The following is a 20426-nucleotide window of genomic DNA, read 5'->3' on the forward strand; positions in this document are numbered from 1 at the left end:
CAGTGTCATTCTCCGATCAGGAATCCGATGTTGAATAAACTGCGCTTTTGGCTTCAGCAGGCCTTCCGTAAGTCGAGAACTCTCAATAATGAGCCCCTCAATAAAGTTAGCCTAGTTGTTTTAATTATTGTTGATCTGTTTATTTTGGTTAATGTTTTTTCCGGCTTAGATGACATTGGCCAATGGTACTTAAGTCCAGAACAACGTTATCCTTGCTATGGCCAATGGCAACAGTTTCAGCAAGATAGTCAAAGCCAGAAAAGATATCAAATTATTGACGATGCCATTATCATTGCCGATCCCACTCACAGCTACCAAACGGAATATCGCCAGGCCCAAAGCAATCATTTGGGTAAGGTTTCTGCCACCTGCCTCCAATACGGTGGCCTAAAGGACAAAGTCAATAGTAAAACCAACCAGGCCCTGCTCAGGGAAATTCAGACACGCCAAAGTGAAGTTCGGAAACTGGATGAGGCTAACAGTAATATCCTTAATCAATACGATTCAACCTTGCTTGAAAAAATTGCGGGGCAATCTCCCGACCGCTCGATCAATGCCGTTGGAGCTGATAAAGCAAAACAGCAATTAGAGCAAAACAGTCGTCAAATCCAGCGCTTAGAAAAAGAAATTGCCAATCTTAAAAGGGACTTACTGAATCAGTCCAGTAGCTTAACTTTTCTGGCCCTTCTGGAAGATAAAACCAGTTTTATCCAGCTTCAAAAGGATTATCAAACGGCCCGGTTTTGGTATCCTAGCCTGCAATTATTGCTACAAGTGCTTTTTTTGGCCCCGCTGATTTTAGTGGCCCTCGGGGTGCATCGCTTGGCCCAACGTCAAAACTATGGCCTGGTTGCCCTGATTAGCTGGCATTTGCTAGTCATTTTTTCTATCCCCCTGCTTCTTCGAGTTTTCCAGTTTCTTCAAATCGGTTTCATTTTCCAGGGCCTTTTCGATCTCATCCAGGCCCTTGTAGGAGAATTATTATTCCTCGTCAACTATATCTATATTCTGCTAATTCCCCTCTTGGGTTTTGCTATTATTAAATTCTCCCAACGAGTCATTTTTAATCCTAAACGCCAAGCGGCCAATCGAATTCAACAAAATCGCTGTTTTTACTGTGCAAAAAAGTTACGCCCCACCGACCGCCATTGTCCCCATTGTGGCCAGGGCCAATACCAAGCCTGTGAGCAATGCCATTGCCTAACCTATTCTGTTCTTCCCTACTGTCGTAAGTGCGGTCATTCCTTACTGTCAAGGCGTTGAAGTATTAAGAAACACACTTAAAAAATAATGCTTCAGATATAAAAAAAGGCTTTTTCCAAAAGGATCACTAGGCGTTAGAATTGGAACCAGCTTGAATTCCTTTTATGCAAACACCAGAAATTGTCAATGAATACTTCTGTCTGTACACCGGATAGCTTACTCACGCAACTGCAATGGCGTTATGCGACCAAAAAGTTTGACGCCACCCAGAAAATCAATCTTGATCAGTGGCAGGCCTTAGAACAAAGTCTGGTTCTTTCCCCCTCTTCCTTTGGTCTCCAGCCTTGGAAATTTTTTGTCATTACTAGCCCGGAAAAACGAGCCCAACTGCTCTCCCATTCTTGGAATCAGCAACAAGTCGTTGATGCCTCGCATTTTGTGGTTCTAGCGATTAAAAAGGACTTAGATGAAGCCGATGTAGAACGTTACTTGGCCCGTATGGCCGAGGTGCAGCAGATCCCTAGGGAAAATTTAGACAAATTAGGGGGAGTAGTGAACAGCTTTCTGGATAAGCTAGACTCTCCCCTGGCTAAACAGGCCTGGTCGGCTCGCCAAGTCTACATTGCCCTAGGCTTTTTTATGTTATCCGCCGCCCTCCTCGGGATTGACACCTGCCCCATGGAAGGCATTGATCCGTCAGCCTACGATCAAGTCTTGGAGCTAGAGGATTTGGGTTACCAAACAGTGGTGGCCTGTGCCGCCGGTTATCGAGCCGCAGATGATGGCAGTGCCCAACGGCTTAAAGTCCGTTATGCCCAAGCAGACGTCATCACTTATCTGTAAACGACTCCGGGGCTAGCTTGCGATGGCTCTGGGGAAAACCCAGGGGTTTAATTTCCTGGGTATGCCGTAGCACCTCCAGGGCCTTGAGTTCGTTATAGTTCACCCAATGGATACAATCCACGGGGCAGGTATCGATGGCTTCTTGAATGACAGCTTCCGAGTCTCCATCCTGATTAAAAACCCGGGAACGTCCGTACTCTATTTCGATAAAAAAAGTATGGGGAGCGACGTGGGCACAGTGTTTACAACCAATACAGGTTATCTCATCCACGTAAACTCCCTTTTCTCGCAGCTCCCCCCCGAGTTCGGGTTCATACCCAGAACGCTCAGGAAAAAGACGCAAATCCCCCCCTAATTCCGGCTCTTGGCCTGAACGAGATAGAGGGGAAAAGGAGTCTGACATTAGGCACTCCAGCGTTGAACCACTAAGCGAATCGAGCCATCAGCCTGAGTTTGTTGCTCGGCCACCTGAAATCCTTGCTTGTTGGATTCGGTTAAAACGGTTTCCAGGGCGTAGCCTTGGGTGATTTTTTGTAAAAAGCCCTCCACGGATAGGGGCTGTTGCCAATACTGTAGATCCGTGACCATTTCGTAGGCCTGGCCATTCCAAGCAAAGCCGATATCGTAGGCATTATCTTGCTCAAGGACGAGGGCCGCTTCCAGGGTTTGGCCTTGGTAACCACGAACAGCACAAGGGCCTTCCTTCCAGGAGAGACCAAGATTGCTGAGGGTGGTCTTGAGGGTATCTAAATTACGGATTTGAGTTTTGATGTTGCTAAAGTGGGACATGGGGCTAAACAGTTTTAAGAAAGGATGAATCAAAAACCCCGAGGGACAAGGCCAAGAGCTACCAACTCATTGGGGAATGACTTTGGTTTACCTGGGATGACACCGTAGGATTTTGGGCAAAATAGTCGGCCGTGGTGTTCTGAGAAATAACTACTCCCAGTTGGGCTTCGATGAGAGCAGTGACTTCCGCACAGGATTTACCGATGATGCCCGTGACGGTTTCTTTGACCCGACCATCGGGATAAATGATAAATTCTAGGGTTTCCATTGCCATCGGTCGTCCTCTCGGAGGGTTTCAACAGGTCTACAACGGTCAAAGCTTAGCTACAGATTTTAGATAACTTTTCCGGAAAGCTTGGAGCAGAACAACCTTAATCTTAACAAAAATTAATCTTTTGGCGAGTCTCCGACTCCAATTAAATCAAGATTGCTATTGTTACCTTGAAAAACAGTCAACACCCAGCATTACTTCAATTCTGACTATTGAGAATTTCCTACCATTTGAGCAGGTTAAATTGTTCCATGTCTGTGGTTTCGCGGTTACGGTAAATGGCGAGGATGATCGCTAAACCCACGGCAGCCTCTGCCGCCGCCACCGTGATCACAAAAATGGCGAAAATTTGTCCCTTAATTTCGGAAGGGTCAAGAAAATTAGAAAAGGCCATCAGATTGAGATTGACCGCATTCAGAAGTAATTCAATGGACATCAAAACCCGTACGGCATTGCGACTGGTAATTAAGCCATAGATACCAATGCAAAAAAGAGCTGCGGCAAGGACAAGGCAATACTGGAGTTGTAAATGCATGGGATGTTAGCGTTGAGAATAAGGAGCAAATAAGGGGCATTGAACCTAGCCCCTGTCGGTGACTATTCAATACCGGTTAATTCTCGGGGCCGTTCGGGCAAGGTCAGGGCCGTGGCCGTCGGTTCTTCCGCACTTAAATCGGGAATCAGGTCACGCCGAGCCAAAATAATGGCCCCTACCATCGCCATCAGGAGCAGGACAGAAGCCAATTCAAAGGGCAGAAGAAAATCGCTGAAAAAGTGCTTGCCAATGGACACAATTGTATTGCTAATACCTGTTTCTGCAACCGGCGCCAGGGCCCAGGGGGTGATCAAGATCATCGTACTCAGAAGGCCAAAAATGCCGACACAAACGACGGCAGTAGCTGCCTTACGGAGCCAGCGTCCTGGGATTACGGCAAAATCCTCCCGCTTATTGACCAGCATGATGGCAAAGAGAATTAAAACATTAACCGCACCGACGTAGATCAAAATCTGAGCCGCAGCGACAAAATCGGCATTGAGCAGGATATAAATACCCGAAATACTGATGAAAACTCCCCCTAATAGGAAGGCGGAATAAACAATGTTCGATAACAGAACAACCCCTAGGGCAGTCCCTAACACCAGCAGGGCCAGGATGGCAAAGGAGACAATCTGAACTCCATCCGCTAAATTCACGGTCATTAACCTCCTACAAATTGCACAATAAAAATTTTCAGTCTTGCAAAAATGCCCCTTGGATTGTTAGGCCTTCTCGCTGGATTTCACCAAGTCTTCCGGATGCTGACCGGCCCGCTGACTGCCCTTAGGTAAATCGTGGGGTTCCAGTACCCCCTTGGGTAAGTAGCCCAATTCACGCAGGGGCGTCACCATCGGGTCTTGGGTAACTTTGTAAGGTAAGCGCCCTAAAGCCACGTTGTCATAGTTCAATTCATGACGGTCGTAGGTGGCGAGTTCGTATTCTTCCGTCATGGAAAGACAATTGGTAGGGCAGTATTCCACACAGTTGCCACAGAAAATACAAACACCAAAATCAATGCTGTAGTGTTTGAGTTCCTTTTTCTTAATGGCTTTGTTAAATTCCCAGTCCACGACGGGGAGATTAATGGGACAAACCCGCACGCAAACTTCGCAAGCGATGCACTTGTCAAATTCAAAGTGAATGCGGCCCCGAAAACGTTCTGAGGGAATGAGCTTTTCGTAGGGATATTGAACGGTGATGGGCCGACGACTCATATGGTCAAAGGTCACAGCCAGGCCCTGGCCAATATACTTAGCAGCTTGGAGGCTTTCTTTAGCGTAGTCGCCGACTTGTTTGAGAATGTTGAACATAGGAGACTCCAGTCGAGGGAAGGCTAGCGAAAATTGTCTTTGTTGAACCTTGGGAAAGGTCAGGGTCTAACCGCCGAAGGCCAACGGGAAAGCTAATTTAAGACCGGCAGTAATCAGGAGATTGGCAAAGGAAACCGGGAGCAGAAATTTCCAGCCGAGGTTGAGCAGTTGGTCAATCCGCACACGGGGCACCGTCCAGCGCACCAGAATGGCGATGAAAATTAGGAAATAGGATTTGAGCACAGTCATAGCAATGCCCAACGATGCCGTAACGACCTGGAGCCAGGAAGTGGTTTCACTCACTCCCAACCATTGGGCAAAGTGATCCAGGGGCACCGGAAATTCCCAACCCCCCAGGTATAGCACGGAAAAGACCAGGGCCGAGAGGATGAGGTTAACGTAGGAACCAAGGTAGAACAGCGCAAACTTCATGCCGGCGTATTCGGTTTGATAGCCCGCCACCAATTCCTCTTCTGCTTCTGGTAGGTCAAAGGGCAGACGTTCGCATTCCGCCAGGGCCGCGATCCAGAAAATAATAAAACCAATGGGTTGACGCCAAATATTCCATCCCAGAATGCCGTAGCCAGCCTGCTGATCCACAATATCAATGGTGCTGAGGCTATTGGACATTAGAGCAATGGCTAAGACCGCAAAAGCGAGGGGAATTTCGTAACTAATGGATTGGGCCGCCGCTCGTAGGCCGCCCAAAAGGGAATATTTATTGTTGGAGGCATAGCCAGACATCAATAGGCCAATGGGCGCAATGCTGGAGAGAGAAATCCAAAGAAAAATACCAACATTTAAATCGGTAATGACTAAGTTTTGGCCAAAGGGCACAATCAAATAAGACAAAAATACAGGTAAGACCACCAGTACCGGCCCCAGGGTAAAGAGCCAGGGATCGGCTTTGGCGGGAACAACATCTTCTTTAAAAACTAACTTGATGCCATCGGCTACGGGCTGTAGAACGCCTAAGGGGCCAGCATACTCAGGGCCAATACGCTGTTGGGCCGCCGCCGAGATTTTCCGCTCTAACCACACCACAACCAAGACACCGACGGTTGCCCCAATAATCATCAGGATTGCCGGCAGGGGAATCCAAAGGGTTTTAGCGGCACCGGGAGGGAGGCCTAGATTTTGAAGGGAGTCAATAAAGCTGTTTTTGAGGTCAATTCCTGCATTCATGGTGGCAGTGCTTCCCAAGGTATTCACATTGCTGATAATTGTAAAGAAATTCTCTCGCTTCGTATAGCCTGGTGCGACTCTCTGTTTTTGATTTGTCTAACTCTATGCCAAGAACTAGAACAGTCTATTCCAGACCCCAGTAAAATTCCTGAAAGACAGGGGCCAGAATATATTAAGCTGGGGGTTTGCCTGGGTTATGTTGTTAGGGGATAGATGATGACCAAATTCGTTTTTGTAACTGGTGGGGTTGTTTCAAGCATTGGGAAGGGAATTGTGGCCGCTAGTCTGGGCCGTCTTTTCAAATCTCGTCAATACTCCGTTTCAATTCTCAAACTCGACCCCTACATTAACGTTGACCCCGGCACCATGAGTCCCTACCAACACGGAGAGGTATTTGTTACCGAGGATGGGGCCGAAACCGATCTCGACCTGGGCCATTACGAACGCTTTACCGATACTTCTATGTCCCGCCTCAATAGCGTGACCACTGGCTCAATCTACCAAGCCGTGATCAATAAAGAGCGGCGGGGGGCCTATATGGGCGGAACTGTCCAGGTGATTCCCCATATCACCAATGAAATTAAAGAGCGGATTCTGCGGGTGGCCCAAAACACCAATCCCGATATTGTGATCACCGAAATTGGCGGCACGGTGGGGGATATTGAATCTCTGCCCTTCCTCGAAGCCATTCGTCAGTTCCGTAAAGAGGTAGGTCGTCACAACGTCCTCTACATGCACGTCACCCTGATTCCTTGGATTCCAGCGGCTAAGGAAATGAAAACCAAGCCCACCCAGCATTCCGTCAAAGAACTGCGCTCCATTGGGATTCAACCCGATGTCCTGGTTTGTCGCTGTGACCGGCCGTTGCATCCCGGCATGAAGGAAAAGCTCTCAGAATTTTGTGATGTACCGGTGGAATCGGTGATTACCTGCCAGGATGCCAGCAGTATCTACGAAGTGCCCCTGATTCTGGAGCGAGAGGGCCTGGCCCAGCAGACCCTGGCCCTGTTAAAGCTAGAACCCCGTCATCCGGACCTGTCCCAGTGGCAATCCTTAATCGAGCAGATGCAATCTCCCCAACAGGAAATCGAAGTGGCCTTGGTGGGTAAATACGTTCAACTCAGTGATGCCTACCTTTCCGTGGTGGAGGCCCTGGGCCATGCGGCCATTGCTGTAAACAGTAAACTCAAACTCCGCTGGGTGAGTGCCGAAGAAATTGAAGATAAGGGGGCCGCGACCTATCTGCAGGGAATTAGCGCCCTGATCGTGCCGGGGGGATTTGGGATTCGGGGGGTTGATGGCAAAGTCCAGGCTATTGAGTACGCCCGTCGGCAAAAGATTCCTTTCCTAGGCCTATGTTTGGGGATGCAGTGCGCCGTGATTGAATGGGCCCGCCATGTGGCCCGGCTTGACCAAGCCAACAGCGCTGAATTTGAACCCGATACCCCCAATCCAGTGATTAACCTCTTACCCGAACAGCAGGATGTGGTCGATCTCGGCGGTACGATGCGGCTTGGCCTCTACCCCTGTCGCTTGGCCCCGGATACCCTGGCCTTTTCCCTCTACCAACAGGAAGTGATCTACGAACGCCATCGCCACCGCTATGAATTTAACAATGCCTACCGGACACGGTTCTTAGAAACGGGTTTTGTGGTGAGTGGAACTTCCCCCGATGGGCGTTTAGTGGAGATTGTGGAATATCCCCAGCATCCCTTTTTTATTGCCTGTCAATTCCACCCTGAATTTCATTCCCGCCCCAATCAGGCCCATCCTCTGTTTCTGGGCCTAATGCAGGCAGCTCTCCAGTATCAAGGTCAAGCGGCGGATTCTTCAGCTCTGGCCCCGGTAGGATAATGGCCGGACGAGAAGGATTGGGCCGGCTCTGATAAACCTGCTACCCTAGATTTTATTTTGCCTAGAGCCATGCCCCATCCTCATCTCGAAATTAGCGTTCAAGAATTGGCCCTGCGCCTGGCTGAAGCCGATCCAGATCTGCAATTGATTGATGTGCGAGAACCCCATGAGGTGGCCATTGTCCATTTGGAGGGTTTTGATGTACTTCCTTTGAGTGATTTCACCCATTGGTCTAGTACAATTAAAACCCGCTATAATCCTCAGAAGGAGACCCTGGTTATTTGTCACCATGGGGTTCGTTCTGAGCAAATGTGTCACTGGCTACGCAATATTGGCTTTACCAATGTTAAAAATATCGTGGGCGGTATCCATGCCTATGCCCAGCTTGTTGATAGTACCCTAGCCTGCTACTAAAAAGCTGATTTCTGAGCTTGGGGTTGATAATATTCACATCATTTTTTGAAAAACTTTTTATTTAATAAATAACGACTTGAGGCTATGTTTAACGCACCACCTTTAAGTGAGCGTCATCAAAATATCCTGAGGGCCACGATCCAGCATTATATTGCCACTGCCGAACCAGTGGGCTCTAAAACCCTTGTGGAAGAGTATAAATTTAGTGTCAGTTCCGCCACGATTCGCCATGCCCTCGGCCACTTAGAAAAAGCAGGCCTACTCTATCAACCCCATATTTCTGCCGGCCGTATTCCTTCCGATTGGGGCTATCGTCTTTACGTTGAACAACTCATTAATTTAGATAATCCCAACACTGAAACCGTTAAACAATCTCTCCAACAAAAACTTCAGGGAGAACACTGGAATTTCGAAATTCTTCTGCAACGGGCGGCCCAGATCTTAGCGGGTCTAAGTGGTTGTATTGCCCTAGTGACCTTTCCCCAGACCCAAGTCATTCAACTACGCCACCTCCAGTTAGTACAAATTTCAGGGGAACAGATTGTTGTCATTTTGGTGACCGATAGTTATCAGACACACTCTCTTTCCCTGGATCTCCCCATCAGCTTGCAGGAAGCCGATAACCAAGAACTCTTAGAACAGGAATTACAGATTCTTTCTAACTTTTTAAATCATAAACTTAGGGGTCAACGTCTCTCTCAATTGGCTAGCCTTAATTGGCAGGAACTGGGGCAAGAATTTGCTTGCTATGCAGATTTTCTGCAAGGTTTACTCCAGCAATTACAACCGTTTTTTCGTCCCTCTCCACCGTCCGCTATGGTGATCCATGGCGTCTCCGAAGTAATTCGACAACCGGAATTTTCCCAGTTGGATCAAGTTCACATGCTCCTGCATCTTCTAGAGCAAGAACAGGACCAACTCTTTCCGGTCATTTTTGATGTGGGAGAAGGGCCTGGCCCAGCTCGTCCCGAGCCTAGCGTCACCCTCCGCATTGGGGCCGAAAATCCCCTAGAATCCATGCGGCCCTGTACCTTGATTTCAGCCTTTTATCGTCAGGGCCATTTACCCGTCGGCAGTGTCAGCGTCATTGGGCCAACCCGTATGCTTTACGAACAGGTGATTCCCTTGGTGGAGTCCACTGCCGACTATCTCTCGGCGACCCTTTCGGGTTAGGGCCGGGAACCCAAATTACTGCCTGGTCATCCCAGGAATCATGCCTATTGCTGTCCCTATGCTTTACCTTTTTCGATTCCCCTGGTGCATTCTGGGCTTGTTCGTGGGTTGGGTTAGTCTGGCGTTACCCAGCCAGGCTCAAACTGAAGCGTTGGATCTAAACCCCGAGATTCTTCAGGAGAGCCCTGTGTTACAACGCTGGCTGCAGAAAATCCCCGACCTTAACCAGGAGATGGCCCAAGATCCCAGTTTCCGGCCCCGTTTTCGCTTGGGGTACAATTATTTTCCTTCTTCCGACAACAGCAGTGGTCTGGGTGTTGGGGTTGAGGATCTATTCCTGGGCCAATCGCCCGTTACCCTCAGCGGTGATTATAGTACTAACTTTAGCCAACGTCAGGCCGGAGGAATTAATGCCCAGTACTATCTTTTACCTTTGGGGGGATACTTCAATATTACGCCTTTGCTAGGCTACCGCGCCCTTCAAACGGGGGACTACGCCAGCCAGGGCCTGAATCTGGGCGGTAAAGTTAATTTGGCTCTGTCCCGTACTGGAGCGGCCGACCTCAGTTTTAGTCAGAGTTTTGTGGCCCCTGGCAGTAGTGACGAAGTAGGGATTTCCACCCTATCCGTCGGTTATGCCGTCACGGAACATTGGCGCATTGCCACCGATCTACAACAACAAAACTCCCGCGCCCAAAAGGATAATCGCTTGGGTATTTATCTAGAGTGGATGCCCTGAGGCAATTTGGTTCTAGAACGGTAATCCCCCCTGTCCATACCAGTCGTATCAATAGGGGCGTTCAATTTTGATAAAATTAGGCTATTAAGTCTGCTTGCTGATGTTTTCCATGCTCCAAGACCCTCAAACAATCCGTTATTACCAACGGTTAACCGATGCCATGGTAGACCTCTGGAACCGCGGCCGTTCCCTAGAAGAAGTCCGGGTCTATACCGACGGTTATCTCGCCTGTTTACGCCATAGCAACACCATTGAACCGTATTTAATTCATCGTCTAGAGGAAGAAGTGTTTTCCTTTCTCCGCGACCCCTCTAATTTTGCTCTCCCCGCCTTCCAGCCCGAGGTGGATTACGATTACCGTTAGGCCCTATATTCTTTATGAGTGAAGCCACTGCCACCCTGCTAATTTCCTGCCCTGACCAAAAAGGCATCGTGGCCACCATTGCTCAGTTTTTGTACCAACATAACGGCAATATTATCCACGCCGACCAACATACGGATTTTTCCTCAGGCCTTTTTTTAACGCGCATTGAATGGCAGTTGCGGGATTTTCAATTGTCTCAGGCGCAATTAGTTGAAAAATGGTCGGCGGTGGCCAAGGGACTGGGGGCCACTTGGCAATTACATTTTTCTCAAAAACGGCCCCGGCTGGCGGTGTGGGTCACCAAGCAGGATCATTGTCTGTTGGATCTCCTGTGGCGTTGGCAGTCCCAGGAGCTTCCCTGCGAAATTCCTCTAATTATCAGCAACCATAGTGCCCTAGCTCCCATTGCTGAGCAATTCCAGATTGATTTTCACCATCTCCCCATTACCAAAGATAATAAGCGCGACCAAGAGCAGGCTCAGCTTGGCCTCCTGCAAAAATACAGGATTGACTTGGTGGTACTGGCCAAGTATCTGCAAATCCTGACCCCGGACTTTATCCGGGCCTTTCCCAATATCATTAATATCCACCATTCCTTTTTACCAGCTTTTCCGGGGGCTAATCCCTACCAACGGGCCCACGACCGAGGCGTCAAAATTATTGGGGCCACGGCCCACTATGTCACCGCCGATCTCGATGAAGGGCCCATTATTGAGCAGGATGTGGTGCGGGTCAGTCACCGGGATGAAGTGGCCGATTTGATTCGTAAGGGCAAAGATCTAGAACGGGTTGTGCTGGCCAGAGCGGTACGTTTACACTTGCAAAATCGCGTCTTGGTGTATGACAATCGCACGGTGGTCTTTGCCTAGGGGCCTATCCCTGGGCCTTGATTTCCCCAAGTTATGATGGACTTAAACGCACCATTTGATTATCGCGTTACGGGAGGGCCAGGCCATGATAGTGAGTATGAATCCCTACAATGGGGAAGTCCTCAAGCGCTTCAGCCCCGATGAAGGTCCGGCCCTGGAAGCTAAATTATGTCGGGCCGAGCAGGCCTTTCAAGCCTATCGCCGCACCTCCTTTGCACAACGGGGCCAATGGCTGCAACGGGTAGCAGACTTGTTAGAGCAACGTCAGGCTGATTATGCTCGCCTTATGACCCTCGAAATGGGCAAACCCATCAACCAGGCCCGAGGAGAAGTTAAAAAATCTGCCTGGGTCTGTCGATTTTACGCTGAAAAAGCCGCCTCTTTTTTGGCCGATGAAGGGGTTGAAACCGATGCTCGGCGTAGCTTTATTCGCTACCAACCCCTGGGCGCTATTTTGGCGGTGATGCCCTGGAATTTTCCCTTTTGGCAGGTTTTTCGCTTTGCGGCGCCGGCCCTGATGGCAGGCAATGTGGGCCTGTTAAAGCATGCTTCCAATGTGCCCCAATGTGCCCAGGCCCTGGCAGACCTGTTCCTGGACGCCGGGTTTCCCGAGGGAGTTTTTCAAGCGCTCTTTATTTCCGGATCCGAGGCCAGTGCCCTGATGGCCGATGACCGTATCAAGGCCGCGGCTCTGACGGGGAGTGAGGCCGCCGGGGCCAGTTTGGCTAGTGCGGCGGGACAACAGATCAAAAAAACGGTGCTGGAATTGGGCGGTTCTGACCCTTTCATTGTGTTGGAAAGTGCCGATCTAGAGCAGGCGGTTCAAGTAGCGGTGATGGCCCGTCTGCAAAATAATGGCCAGTCCTGTATTGCCGCCAAACGGTTTATTGTCCAGGCCACCGTTGCGGATCAGTTTTTTAGCCAATTATGCCAACGCTTCCAGGCCCTGAACATCGGAGATCCCCTAGAGGAAACCACTAATATTGGCCCTTTGGCCAATGCTCAAATCCTGGCCGATCTGGATACTCAGGTTCAACAAACGATACAAGCTGGAGCGACTCTCCTCTGCGGTGGCCATCCCCTGGACGGGCCGGGCTACTTTTACCCCCCGACCGTGATCACAGATATTTCTTCCCAGGCCCCGACCTATCGAGAAGAATTTTTTGGCCCGGTGGCCCTGGGTTTTCGGGTCAACACGATGGAAGAAGCGATTGCCCTCGCCAACGACGTGCCCTTTGGCCTGGGGGCCTGTGCCTGGACTCAGAATCCAGTGGAACAGGAGCAATTAATCGATGAACTGGAAGCCGGCGCGGTGTTTATCAACGGCATGGTTAAATCTGACCCCCGTTTACCTTTTGGGGGCATTAAACGCTCGGGCTTTGGTCGGGAACTCGGCCGCGCCGGTATTCTAGAGTTTGTTAATACCAAAACTGCTTGGCTGGCCTAGTCAATAGACCACTCGTTCCGCCGCATTGGCCAGTTCCGTTACCACTCGGTCGGAATAGGGCTTGATTAACCACCAGATAAAGGGAGAGAGCCAACCCCGTAGCGTGACGGAATAGGAAATATAGGTGCCACAGAGGGTGGATTCTACTTGATAGGTAATTTTTTGCTCTAGGCCAGGAATCGTCAAGACTCGCAGGCTGAGGAGATTCCCCGGCCGAACATTTTCCACAAAGAGGCGGACGGGAATGGGTGTTAAACGAGTCACGACTTGGTAAATCAGGCCAGGTTTGGCGATCAATCCTAGGGGAACATTAGTTTTAAAAAAAAGAGGGTGCCAGGAGACATCGGCCAGGTCAACCAATTTGTACCAGAGAACCTCTAGGGGAGCGGAACTAACCACACGATAGGTTTTGTAAAGAGAAAAGGCAAATAAACGCTTTCCCCGAATGGCTAGACGTTGTAGCGAACGCTTGAGACTCACCTGGACTTTCCTGAGCAAAATCTGAGGTCAATTTTTAGTGTAATGGCTGGGGGGAGTCATGATTTTGAATATTAAGATACATTTTCATTAATTGGCGTAGGGATTCCCAAAGGCGTAGAGTGTTGAAAGTCTTTCTGCCGGATGCCAAGCGGGCCCCTGTCCTTCCTTGGGGCAAAAAGGCTGGTTGTGAACTTTTGCAGAGATAACATTCCACGATACTATGACCGTTTCTTCCGCTAGTCCTACTCCCGTTACCCAGACTCCGTCCCTCCCCCCCTCCGATGCCAAAAGTCGCGTCAGTCAGTTTATGCAGGCCATCCAAACGGAAATTTGCCAGGGCCTAGAGCAATTGGATGGTGGAGGTAAATTTCAAGAAGATAGCTGGCAACGAGAAGAAGGTGGCGGTGGCCGTTCTCGCGTGCTGAAGGACGGTGATTTTCTGGAACAGGGGGGCGTTAATTTTTCCGAGGTGTGGGGTAAAGAACTTCCCCCTTCCATTCTTAAGCAACGGCCCGAGGCCGCCGGCCATGAATTTTATGCTACGGGCACGTCCATGGTGCTCCATCCCCGCAATCCCTACGTTCCCACGGTTCACCTCAACTATCGTTACTTTGAGGCCGGCCCGGTCTGGTGGTTTGGTGGTGGTGCCGACTTAACGCCCTACTATCCCTTTGCGGAAGATGCGGCCCATTTTCATCGCACCCTAAAACAGGCCTGTGACCAGACTCATCCCGAGTTTTATCCGGTGTTTAAGCGCTGGTGCGATGAATATTTTTACCTCAACCACCGGCAGGAGATGCGGGGCATTGGCGGTATTTTCTTTGACTACCAGGATGGCCGGTCGCCCATTTACCGGGGCCCCCATCCCGACAAAGCCGCAGCCCAGTATAGTAATCAGCTGGCCCCGATGACTCCTCTCCATTGGGAAAATCTGTTTCAATTGGCCCAAAATTGCGCTCGGGCCTTTTTACCCGCCTATACCCCCATTGTCGAAAAACGCCGCCACACGCCCTACGGAGATCGGGAACGACAATTCCAGCTCTATCGCCGGGGCCGCTACGTGGAGTTTAATCTGGTCTATGACCGGGGAACTATTTTTGGGCTACAAACCAACGGCCGTACAGAATCCATCCTGATGTCTTTGCCGCCCCTCGTCCGTTGGGAATACTGCTTCAGCCCCGAGGCCGATAGCCCCGAGGCCGAATTGACCCAGCGCTTCCTAGTTCCCCAGGACTGGGCCAACTGGCAGGCCTAAGGCCAATCAGATTAGCGGCCCCCGACGGTAATGCCGTCTACCTTGATATGGGGTTGGCCAACGGTAACGTAGACGCTACCACTGACGGAGCCACAAAAACCCGCGGCCAGCCCCAGATCCTGAGAGGACATGGAAATCCGTTCCATAATGTCCGTGGCGGTACCAATCAAGGTGGCCCCCTTTAACGGTTTCCCAATTTTCCCCTTTTCAATCAGGTAGGCCTCGGAAACGGCAAAGTTAAATTCCCCGGTGGCTCCAACACTGCCGCCGCCCATTTGTTTACAATAAATGCCCTTTTCGACGGAGTTAAACAGGTCGTCGAGGCTATAGGGGCCAGGGGCAATGTAGGTGTTGCGCATCCGTGAGGCCGCAGCGTAGGCATAGCTCTGGCGACGACCACTGCCCGTGCGGGGATGACCAGTCCGCAGGGAGCCGGTTCGGTCGGCAATGAAGTTTTTGAGAATGCCGTTTTCAATCAACAACGTCCGCTGGGCCGGCATCCCTTCATCATCCATATCAATGGTGCCAAAGGCTTTATCCGACAGGCCCTCATCCCAGGCCGTGAGGTTTTCGTGGGCAATTTTTTCTCCCTTCTTATCCAAGAAAGGAGTGGTTTTGTGTTCGATCTGGGTGGTTTCGAGAAGATGACCACAGGCCTCGTGGAAAATTACACCGCCAAACTCGTTGGCCATAATGACGGGATAGGTTCCCGATTCAACGTAATCAGCGTAGAGCATTTTACCGGCGGACTCGGCGACTTCCTGGGCCGTGGTGGTGAAGTCCCACTGGCGTAGATAGTCCGGGTCACTGGTATTGCCGGAACGCTTGCCCATGGAGGCTCGGTGGGTCCCATCCGCACAGAGCAAAGAATAGCCCACGGATTGGGTGAGGCGAATATCCCGCGCAAACGTCCCATCACTGGCGGCCACCAGAACTTCTTGCCAGTCCCGAAAATAGACGGCCCGACGGGATTGGGCATGGCTGGCGTATTGATTCAGGGCCTGGTTAGCCTGTAACAGAACGTCGCTCATTTCCTGCATCGAGCTACAGCGGCTCAGCCAATCTTCCTTACCCTTGGCCGTAGCATAGTCCCGCAGAAGTTCTAGGTTGATCTGGGGAATGTAAGACTGGGGGGAGGGCAGGGCCAAACCCAAAATGGCTAGGCCTTTTTCTAAAGCCGTGCGCAAGCCAGCAAAGGACAAATCATTGGTGCTGACGTAGCAATCGGCCTTCCCCCGATAAACCCGTACTCCACACCCACTGGAAAGACGGGGAGTCAGACTGGTGATGGCATCTTCCTCGGCCATGCAGCTGACGTAGTTGACCTTTTCTAGAAAAAATTCCACCAGATCTGCCCCTGCGGCTCGACCCAGGCCCAACAGCGTGGCCAGGGAGGCTTGCCACGTTTCATCCAAACGAGTCCGGTTGAGGGAGTAATCAAGTTGGGGCAGTTCTTGGGACAGGAGGAGGGTAGGCGCCATAGGATTGGGGTCAAGATCGATAAGGGAAAACTTGTTTGCCCAGTCTAACGCAGAGCGGAAACGGTCTTCAATGGCAAGCAGGGCCAAGGAAGATCCGGCCTTTGCTATCCTCAAGGCTAGGAGAACCGGCTTTTTCCACGCTCTTATTGGCCCCCGACGATGACCCTATGGCGACTATTTTACGAACCTGGAGTTACCAATACCCTTGGCTCTATGCCACCGTTTCGACCCTGGCGACCTGGATGGTGGGGGGTGAAAAGCGTTTCCACCAACTGCCCCTCTTGGGTTTAAGCCTCGGGCCAGAGCAAACAATCCTGGATCTCTGTTGTGGCGGTGGTCAGGCCACTCAATTTCTGGTAAAAACCCAGGCCCACGTCACGGGCCTAGATGCCTCTCCCGTGGCCTTACAACGGGCCCAGGCCCAAGTCCCCCAGGCCGCCTACGTCCAGGGATTTGCCGAGGCTCTACCTCTACCCGATAACAGCTTCGATCTGGTGCATACCAGCGTGGCCCTGCATGAAATGACCCCCGAGCAGTTACGCCAAATTATTCAGGAGGTCTATCGGGTTCTCAAACCCGGCGGCATTTTTACCTTTATTGACCTCCATGCGCCCCATAACTGGTTGTACTGGCCGCCCCTGGCCCTGTTCATGGCCCTGTTTGAAACGGAAACCGCCTGGCAATTGGTCAAAACTGACCTCATGGCCCTGCTCGAACAAAATAACTTTCAAGATTGCCAGCAATGGCTCTACGCTGGAGGCAGTTTACAAGTGCTTCAGGCCCGGAAGTAATTTGAGGGAATGCCTGCGCCACAATTAAAGTTATCTCTAACGCTACGAGGTTTGTATGGTTGCACTTTCTGAGCCGCACTATCTAACGCCAGAGGAATACCTGGCCTGGGAAACCCAAAATGCCAGCAAGCATGAATATCGGCAGGGAGAGGTTTATGCCATGGCCGGGACAACGGATCGGCATAATATCCTGATTGGTAATTTATACAGCCTGATCCGGATCCATTTGCGGGGCAGTGCTTGCCGAGTTTATTTTGCTGAAGTCAAGGCCCGCCTAGAAAAACGGAATTGCTTCTATTACCCCGACTTGATGGTGACCTGTGATCCTCGATACCAGGAAACACCGCTCTACAAATGCTTTCCCAAATTAATTGTGGAAGTGCTTTCCGAGTCCACGGAGGCCTTTGACCGGGGCGATAAATTCAACGATTACCAAACCCTAGAAACTTTAACAGAATACGTTCTGATCAATACTCAACGGCAACGGATAGAAATCTTTCGGCGTAGTGGAGATAAATTTTGGTTTCTACAAACTTACCATCCTGAAGACGGACGGTTTGAGTTGCAGAGCCTCCAGTTAATGCTTAACTTTGCAGATCTCTATGAAGATGCGGGTATCTAGTACTTTTATAGAACAAGTTGGTAAAGATTTGTAATGGCGTTCTGGGCCAAGCGTGGGCGGTTTCGGAAAAACTGATAGAATTTGGCGTTAAGTAAAATGGATACCTCGCCTCGGTTTCCATGGGAAATGACTGGGCGTGGCAAACTTATCACAAACGGACTTATTTAAGGACAAACCTATGGCAATTAAACGTGGAGACAAAGTTAGAATCAAGCGCCCCGAATCTTACTGGTATGGTGATGTGGGAACCGTTGCCAGCGTTGAAAAAAGCGGCATCCTCTATCCGGTAATTGTTCGCTTTGAGCGCGTCAACTACAACGGTTTTAGTGGTAGTGCCTCTGGGGTTAACACCAATAACTTTGCAGAAAACGAACTGGAACTGGTGCAAGCGGCCCCCGCCAAGGCCTAAAATCAAGGGTTGTGATGCCTTGAATTAGCGCAACTGTGCCAGAACTGCCAGAAGTAGAAACAGTTTGTCGGGGTCTTAATCGTCTGACCCTTGGACAAATCCTCCAGGGGGGAGAAGTGTTGCATCCAAGCACGCTCGCTTACCCCCTTTCTGTTGCCGCCTTTCAACAGGCCCTAACCGGACTACAGTTCCAGGCCTGGCAGAGGCGGGGCAAATATTTACTTGGCCAATTAATCAACCCAAAAGGTCAATCAGCCAGTGTCCTCGGGATTCATCTCCGTATGACGGGCCAATTGCTCTGGGTGAACCAAGCAGAAATGCGGACTCCCCACACTCGCCTTTGCTTTCCCTGTCAATCGGGCCAAGAACTCCGTTTTATTGATATTCGTACTTTTGGTCGAATCTGGTACGTCCTACCGGGCGAATCGATCGAGAGTGTGATAACGGGTCTGAAGCGCCTCGGCCCGGAGCCTTTTTCCCCAGACTTTAGCCCAGCCTATCTCCAATCACGCCTGGGGCGTAGTCAACGACCTCTGAAAACGGCCCTACTCGACCAAGGCCTGGTGGCTGGCCTGGGTAATATCTATGCCGATGAAGTGTTATTCCAATCGGGTATTTTACCGACCCGAACAGGCTCCCAATTACAGGCCAAATACTGGCCCCTTCTCCACCAAACGATTTTGCAAGTGCTAGAAACGGCCATTGCCGCTGGGGGAACCACCTTTAGCAACTTTTTGGATCCGACCGGAATTAACGGTAACTATGGCGGTCAGGCCTGGGTCTATGGGCGCAAAGGAGAGACCTGTCGAGTCTGTGACACCCCCATTGAACGGATTAAACTGGCGGGCCGTTCCAGTCACTTTTGCCCGACTTGTCAGCGCTAGGAGGATAGAAATGCTGAACGCCTTAACGCGCTGGGATGAAAAAACTGTCCACCGTTGGTTTTGGGTTGGTGTCGGTATCACCCTAGCAATCTTCCTGATTAAGTTCTCTCTGACGGGCTTTGGCGTCTTTGGCGATGGCTTGGGTTACTATACGCCCCTGCGCTCTTTAATTTTTGATGGCAATCTCCGGGTCGATAACGAGTACCGTTACTATGCCCAATCGGCCTCTAGTTTTGGGGGCGGCCTGCGCGTGCCGGGCCCTATCCCAGAATATAGTAAATATACTCTAGGCCTGGGTTTAGTTTTGCTTCCCTTTTTTCTGCTGGGCCATCTGCTGGCCTTGGTTTTGAATAGCCTTGGTTTTGCCGTGGAAGCCAATGGTATGACCTGGCCCTACGAACTTCTATACTGTTTGGGGAGTCTTAGCCTAGGGATTAGTGCCCTGGTATTGGCCTATCGCCTGGCCCGTCGTTATTTCCGCCTATCGTCAGCGGCTCTGGCCGTGGCCGGCATCTGGTTTGCGTCGCCCCTGACTTACTACCTCTGCCTAGAGGTTTCCATGTCCCATGCGGTCTCAGCCTTTTTAATAGCGGCTCTGGTGTATCTAACGGTAAGCAAACCCTGGCTTGATCAGTGGCCCTGGCAAATTACCCTAGGCGGAATTTTAGGAATGGCGGCCTGGGTACGGCCCCAGGATGGTCTTTTTTTTGTGGTTCCCGTGGTGTTGGGTTGGCTTGGGAGTGAAGGGCCTCAACGTCAAATAAAAACCTTTTCCTGGCCCTGGCGACGATTACTGAACCCAACCTATCTGCGGGCCTTGGTAGTGATTTTGGGGATTACGTTGATGATGCAAATTCCCCAGGCCCTGATGTACCTCTGGCAGTATGGCGGCCTACAGCGCATTCCCTACCTGGAGGAAGGCCAAGCACGGGGCTATGGCGGTAGTTTTAACTGGTTACAACCGGCCCTTTGGCAGGTTCTATTTTCTGGCCATCGGGGCCTGTTTATCTGGCATCCCCTCACGTTGCTAAGTACAATTGGCTTGGGTTTAGCTTGGCGACACCTACCCCGACTAAGCTTTAGTTTGGGTCTGGCCCTCGTTTTGCAAATTTACTTTATTGCAGCCTGGTGGTGCTGGTGGCAAGGGGCCAGTGTGGGTGGACGTATGTTTTCTAACTGCACGATTGTGTTTGTCTTTGGCCTGGCGGCCCTGTGGGATAGTCGTCCCCATCGTTCCTGGCTTAAGGTCGGTCTTGGCGCTACGTTATTTTTCTGGGTTTGGAATACGTTGATTATTATGCAGTATCAATCAGCGATGATTCCACCGGAGGCACCGGTGAGTCTTGCCCAACTCTATCAAAACCAATTTCGAGTGATTCCCTTCTTTATCGAGCATTTACTGAAACGCTTGGTCTAGCCCCAAGGCCATGGCCGTATCGACTCGAGTACTGGATCTTTCGCTAGGTCATAGGTATTAATTTCTTGGGCGACAGTCTTGGCCTACG

The 20426-nt window shown here is 50.6% G+C and carries 24 protein-coding genes; 15 read left to right on the top strand and 9 right to left on the bottom strand.

Annotated features, from left to right (window positions below):
• Nucleotides 1-27 precede the first annotated feature (27 nt).
• Both ABXS88_RS16245 and ABXS88_RS16250 read left to right on the top strand, forming a co-directional pair.
• Nucleotides 28-1263 carry a hypothetical protein gene (locus ABXS88_RS16245; RefSeq protein ID WP_353673088.1) on the top strand — a complete coding sequence of 412 codons (1236 nt, stop codon included), beginning with the start codon at nt 28-30 and terminating at the stop codon, nt 1261-1263.
• 126 nt (nt 1264-1389) lie between these two features.
• On the top strand, nt 1390-2046 hold the full coding sequence (locus ABXS88_RS16250; RefSeq protein WP_353673089.1) for an NAD(P)H-dependent oxidoreductase: 657 nt from the start codon (nt 1390-1392) through the stop codon (nt 2044-2046).
• Here the strand turns inward: ABXS88_RS16250 and ABXS88_RS16255 are convergent.
• From ABXS88_RS16255 to nuoH, 7 genes are all read right to left on the bottom strand, one after another.
• Nucleotides 2033-2449 (bottom strand): ferredoxin, encoded by a 417-nt coding sequence (locus ABXS88_RS16255; RefSeq protein ID WP_353673090.1) that lies wholly within the window; start codon nt 2447-2449, stop codon nt 2033-2035. The genes ABXS88_RS16250 and ABXS88_RS16255 overlap by 14 nt on opposite strands.
• Nucleotides 2449-2835, bottom strand: coding sequence for a DUF1257 domain-containing protein (locus ABXS88_RS16260; protein ID WP_353673091.1), 387 nt, complete (start codon nt 2833-2835; stop codon nt 2449-2451). Before ABXS88_RS16260 ends, ABXS88_RS16255 begins: the two co-directional genes overlap by 1 nt.
• A gap of 58 nt (nt 2836-2893) precedes the next feature.
• Nucleotides 2894-3109: a DUF2997 domain-containing protein gene (locus ABXS88_RS16265; RefSeq protein ID WP_353673092.1), complete on the bottom strand. Its 216-nt coding sequence runs from the start codon at nt 3107-3109 to the stop codon at nt 2894-2896.
• A gap of 220 nt (nt 3110-3329) precedes the next feature.
• Nucleotides 3330-3641, bottom strand: coding sequence for an NADH-quinone oxidoreductase subunit NuoK (nuoK, locus tag ABXS88_RS16270; protein ID WP_353673093.1), 312 nt, complete (start codon nt 3639-3641; stop codon nt 3330-3332).
• Nucleotides 3642-3703: 62 nt separating this feature from the next.
• On the bottom strand, nt 3704-4300 hold the full coding sequence (locus ABXS88_RS16275; RefSeq protein ID WP_353674836.1) for an NADH-quinone oxidoreductase subunit J: 597 nt from the start codon (nt 4298-4300) through the stop codon (nt 3704-3706).
• A 66-nt stretch (nt 4301-4366) separates the two neighbouring features.
• A complete protein-coding gene (ndhI, locus tag ABXS88_RS16280; RefSeq protein WP_353673094.1) occupies nt 4367-4954 on the bottom strand; it encodes an NAD(P)H-quinone oxidoreductase subunit I in 588 nt (195 codons plus the stop codon).
• Nucleotides 4955-5020: 66 nt separating this feature from the next.
• Nucleotides 5021-6139, bottom strand: a complete 1119-nt coding sequence (gene nuoH / locus ABXS88_RS16285) for an NADH-quinone oxidoreductase subunit NuoH (RefSeq protein ID WP_353673095.1) — start codon at nt 6137-6139, stop codon at nt 5021-5023.
• A 216-nt stretch (nt 6140-6355) separates the two neighbouring features.
• On the opposite strand from nuoH, the gene pyrG reads away from it, so the two are divergent.
• From pyrG to ABXS88_RS16320, 7 genes are all read left to right on the top strand, one after another.
• A complete protein-coding gene (gene pyrG, locus ABXS88_RS16290; protein ID WP_353674837.1) occupies nt 6356-7993 on the top strand; it encodes a glutamine hydrolyzing CTP synthase in 1638 nt (545 codons plus the stop codon).
• A 69-nt stretch (nt 7994-8062) separates the two neighbouring features.
• Nucleotides 8063-8407 carry a rhodanese-like domain-containing protein gene (locus ABXS88_RS16295; RefSeq protein WP_353673096.1) on the top strand — a complete coding sequence of 115 codons (345 nt, stop codon included), beginning with the start codon at nt 8063-8065 and terminating at the stop codon, nt 8405-8407.
• Between the two features lie 84 nt (nt 8408-8491).
• Nucleotides 8492-9580: a heat-inducible transcriptional repressor HrcA gene (gene hrcA, locus ABXS88_RS16300; protein ID WP_353673097.1), complete on the top strand. Its 1089-nt coding sequence runs from the start codon at nt 8492-8494 to the stop codon at nt 9578-9580.
• A 187-nt stretch (nt 9581-9767) separates the two neighbouring features.
• Nucleotides 9768-10319: a hypothetical protein gene (locus tag ABXS88_RS16305; RefSeq protein ID WP_353673098.1), complete on the top strand. Its 552-nt coding sequence runs from the start codon at nt 9768-9770 to the stop codon at nt 10317-10319.
• A 109-nt stretch (nt 10320-10428) separates the two neighbouring features.
• Nucleotides 10429-10683: a DUF6761 family protein gene (locus tag ABXS88_RS16310; protein WP_353674838.1), complete on the top strand. Its 255-nt coding sequence runs from the start codon at nt 10429-10431 to the stop codon at nt 10681-10683.
• Nucleotides 10684-10697: 14 nt separating this feature from the next.
• Nucleotides 10698-11552: a formyltetrahydrofolate deformylase gene (purU, locus tag ABXS88_RS16315; RefSeq protein ID WP_353673099.1), complete on the top strand. Its 855-nt coding sequence runs from the start codon at nt 10698-10700 to the stop codon at nt 11550-11552.
• Nucleotides 11553-11637: 85 nt separating this feature from the next.
• The gene (locus tag ABXS88_RS16320; RefSeq protein WP_353673100.1) at nt 11638-12999 is read left to right on the top strand and encodes an NAD-dependent succinate-semialdehyde dehydrogenase; all 1362 of its coding nucleotides are present in this window, start codon (nt 11638-11640) and stop codon (nt 12997-12999) included.
• On the opposite strand, the gene ABXS88_RS16325 is transcribed toward ABXS88_RS16320, so the two are convergent.
• A complete protein-coding gene (locus tag ABXS88_RS16325) occupies nt 13000-13479 on the bottom strand; it encodes an SRPBCC family protein (RefSeq protein ID WP_353673101.1) in 480 nt (159 codons plus the stop codon).
• 220 nt (nt 13480-13699) lie between these two features.
• On the opposite strand from ABXS88_RS16325, the gene hemF reads away from it, so the two are divergent.
• Nucleotides 13700-14734: an oxygen-dependent coproporphyrinogen oxidase gene (hemF, locus tag ABXS88_RS16330; protein ID WP_353673102.1), complete on the top strand. Its 1035-nt coding sequence runs from the start codon at nt 13700-13702 to the stop codon at nt 14732-14734.
• 11 nt (nt 14735-14745) lie between these two features.
• Here the strand turns inward: hemF and ABXS88_RS16335 are convergent, their stop codons facing one another.
• On the bottom strand, nt 14746-16215 hold the full coding sequence (locus ABXS88_RS16335) for a TldD/PmbA family protein (protein ID WP_353673103.1): 1470 nt from the start codon (nt 16213-16215) through the stop codon (nt 14746-14748).
• 167 nt (nt 16216-16382) lie between these two features.
• Between ABXS88_RS16335 and ABXS88_RS16340 the strand changes: the two genes are divergently transcribed.
• From ABXS88_RS16340 to ABXS88_RS16360, 5 genes are all read left to right on the top strand, one after another.
• The gene (locus tag ABXS88_RS16340) at nt 16383-17006 is read left to right on the top strand and encodes a class I SAM-dependent methyltransferase (RefSeq protein ID WP_353673104.1); all 624 of its coding nucleotides are present in this window, start codon (nt 16383-16385) and stop codon (nt 17004-17006) included.
• 55 nt (nt 17007-17061) lie between these two features.
• Nucleotides 17062-17628: a Uma2 family endonuclease gene (locus tag ABXS88_RS16345; protein ID WP_353673105.1), complete on the top strand. Its 567-nt coding sequence runs from the start codon at nt 17062-17064 to the stop codon at nt 17626-17628.
• 178 nt (nt 17629-17806) lie between these two features.
• Nucleotides 17807-18037 carry a photosystem I reaction center subunit IV gene (locus tag ABXS88_RS16350; RefSeq protein ID WP_353673106.1) on the top strand — a complete coding sequence of 77 codons (231 nt, stop codon included), beginning with the start codon at nt 17807-17809 and terminating at the stop codon, nt 18035-18037.
• Between the two features lie 35 nt (nt 18038-18072).
• The gene (locus tag ABXS88_RS16355; RefSeq protein WP_353673107.1) at nt 18073-18921 is read left to right on the top strand and encodes a DNA-formamidopyrimidine glycosylase; all 849 of its coding nucleotides are present in this window, start codon (nt 18073-18075) and stop codon (nt 18919-18921) included.
• Nucleotides 18922-18931: 10 nt separating this feature from the next.
• The gene (locus tag ABXS88_RS16360; protein ID WP_353673108.1) at nt 18932-20338 is read left to right on the top strand and encodes a hypothetical protein; all 1407 of its coding nucleotides are present in this window, start codon (nt 18932-18934) and stop codon (nt 20336-20338) included.
• Nucleotides 20339-20426 lie beyond the last annotated feature (88 nt).

Source organism: Synechocystis sp. LKSZ1, from assembly GCF_040436315.1.
Taxonomy (GTDB): Bacteria; Cyanobacteriota; Cyanobacteriia; order Cyanobacteriales; family Microcystaceae; genus Synechocystis.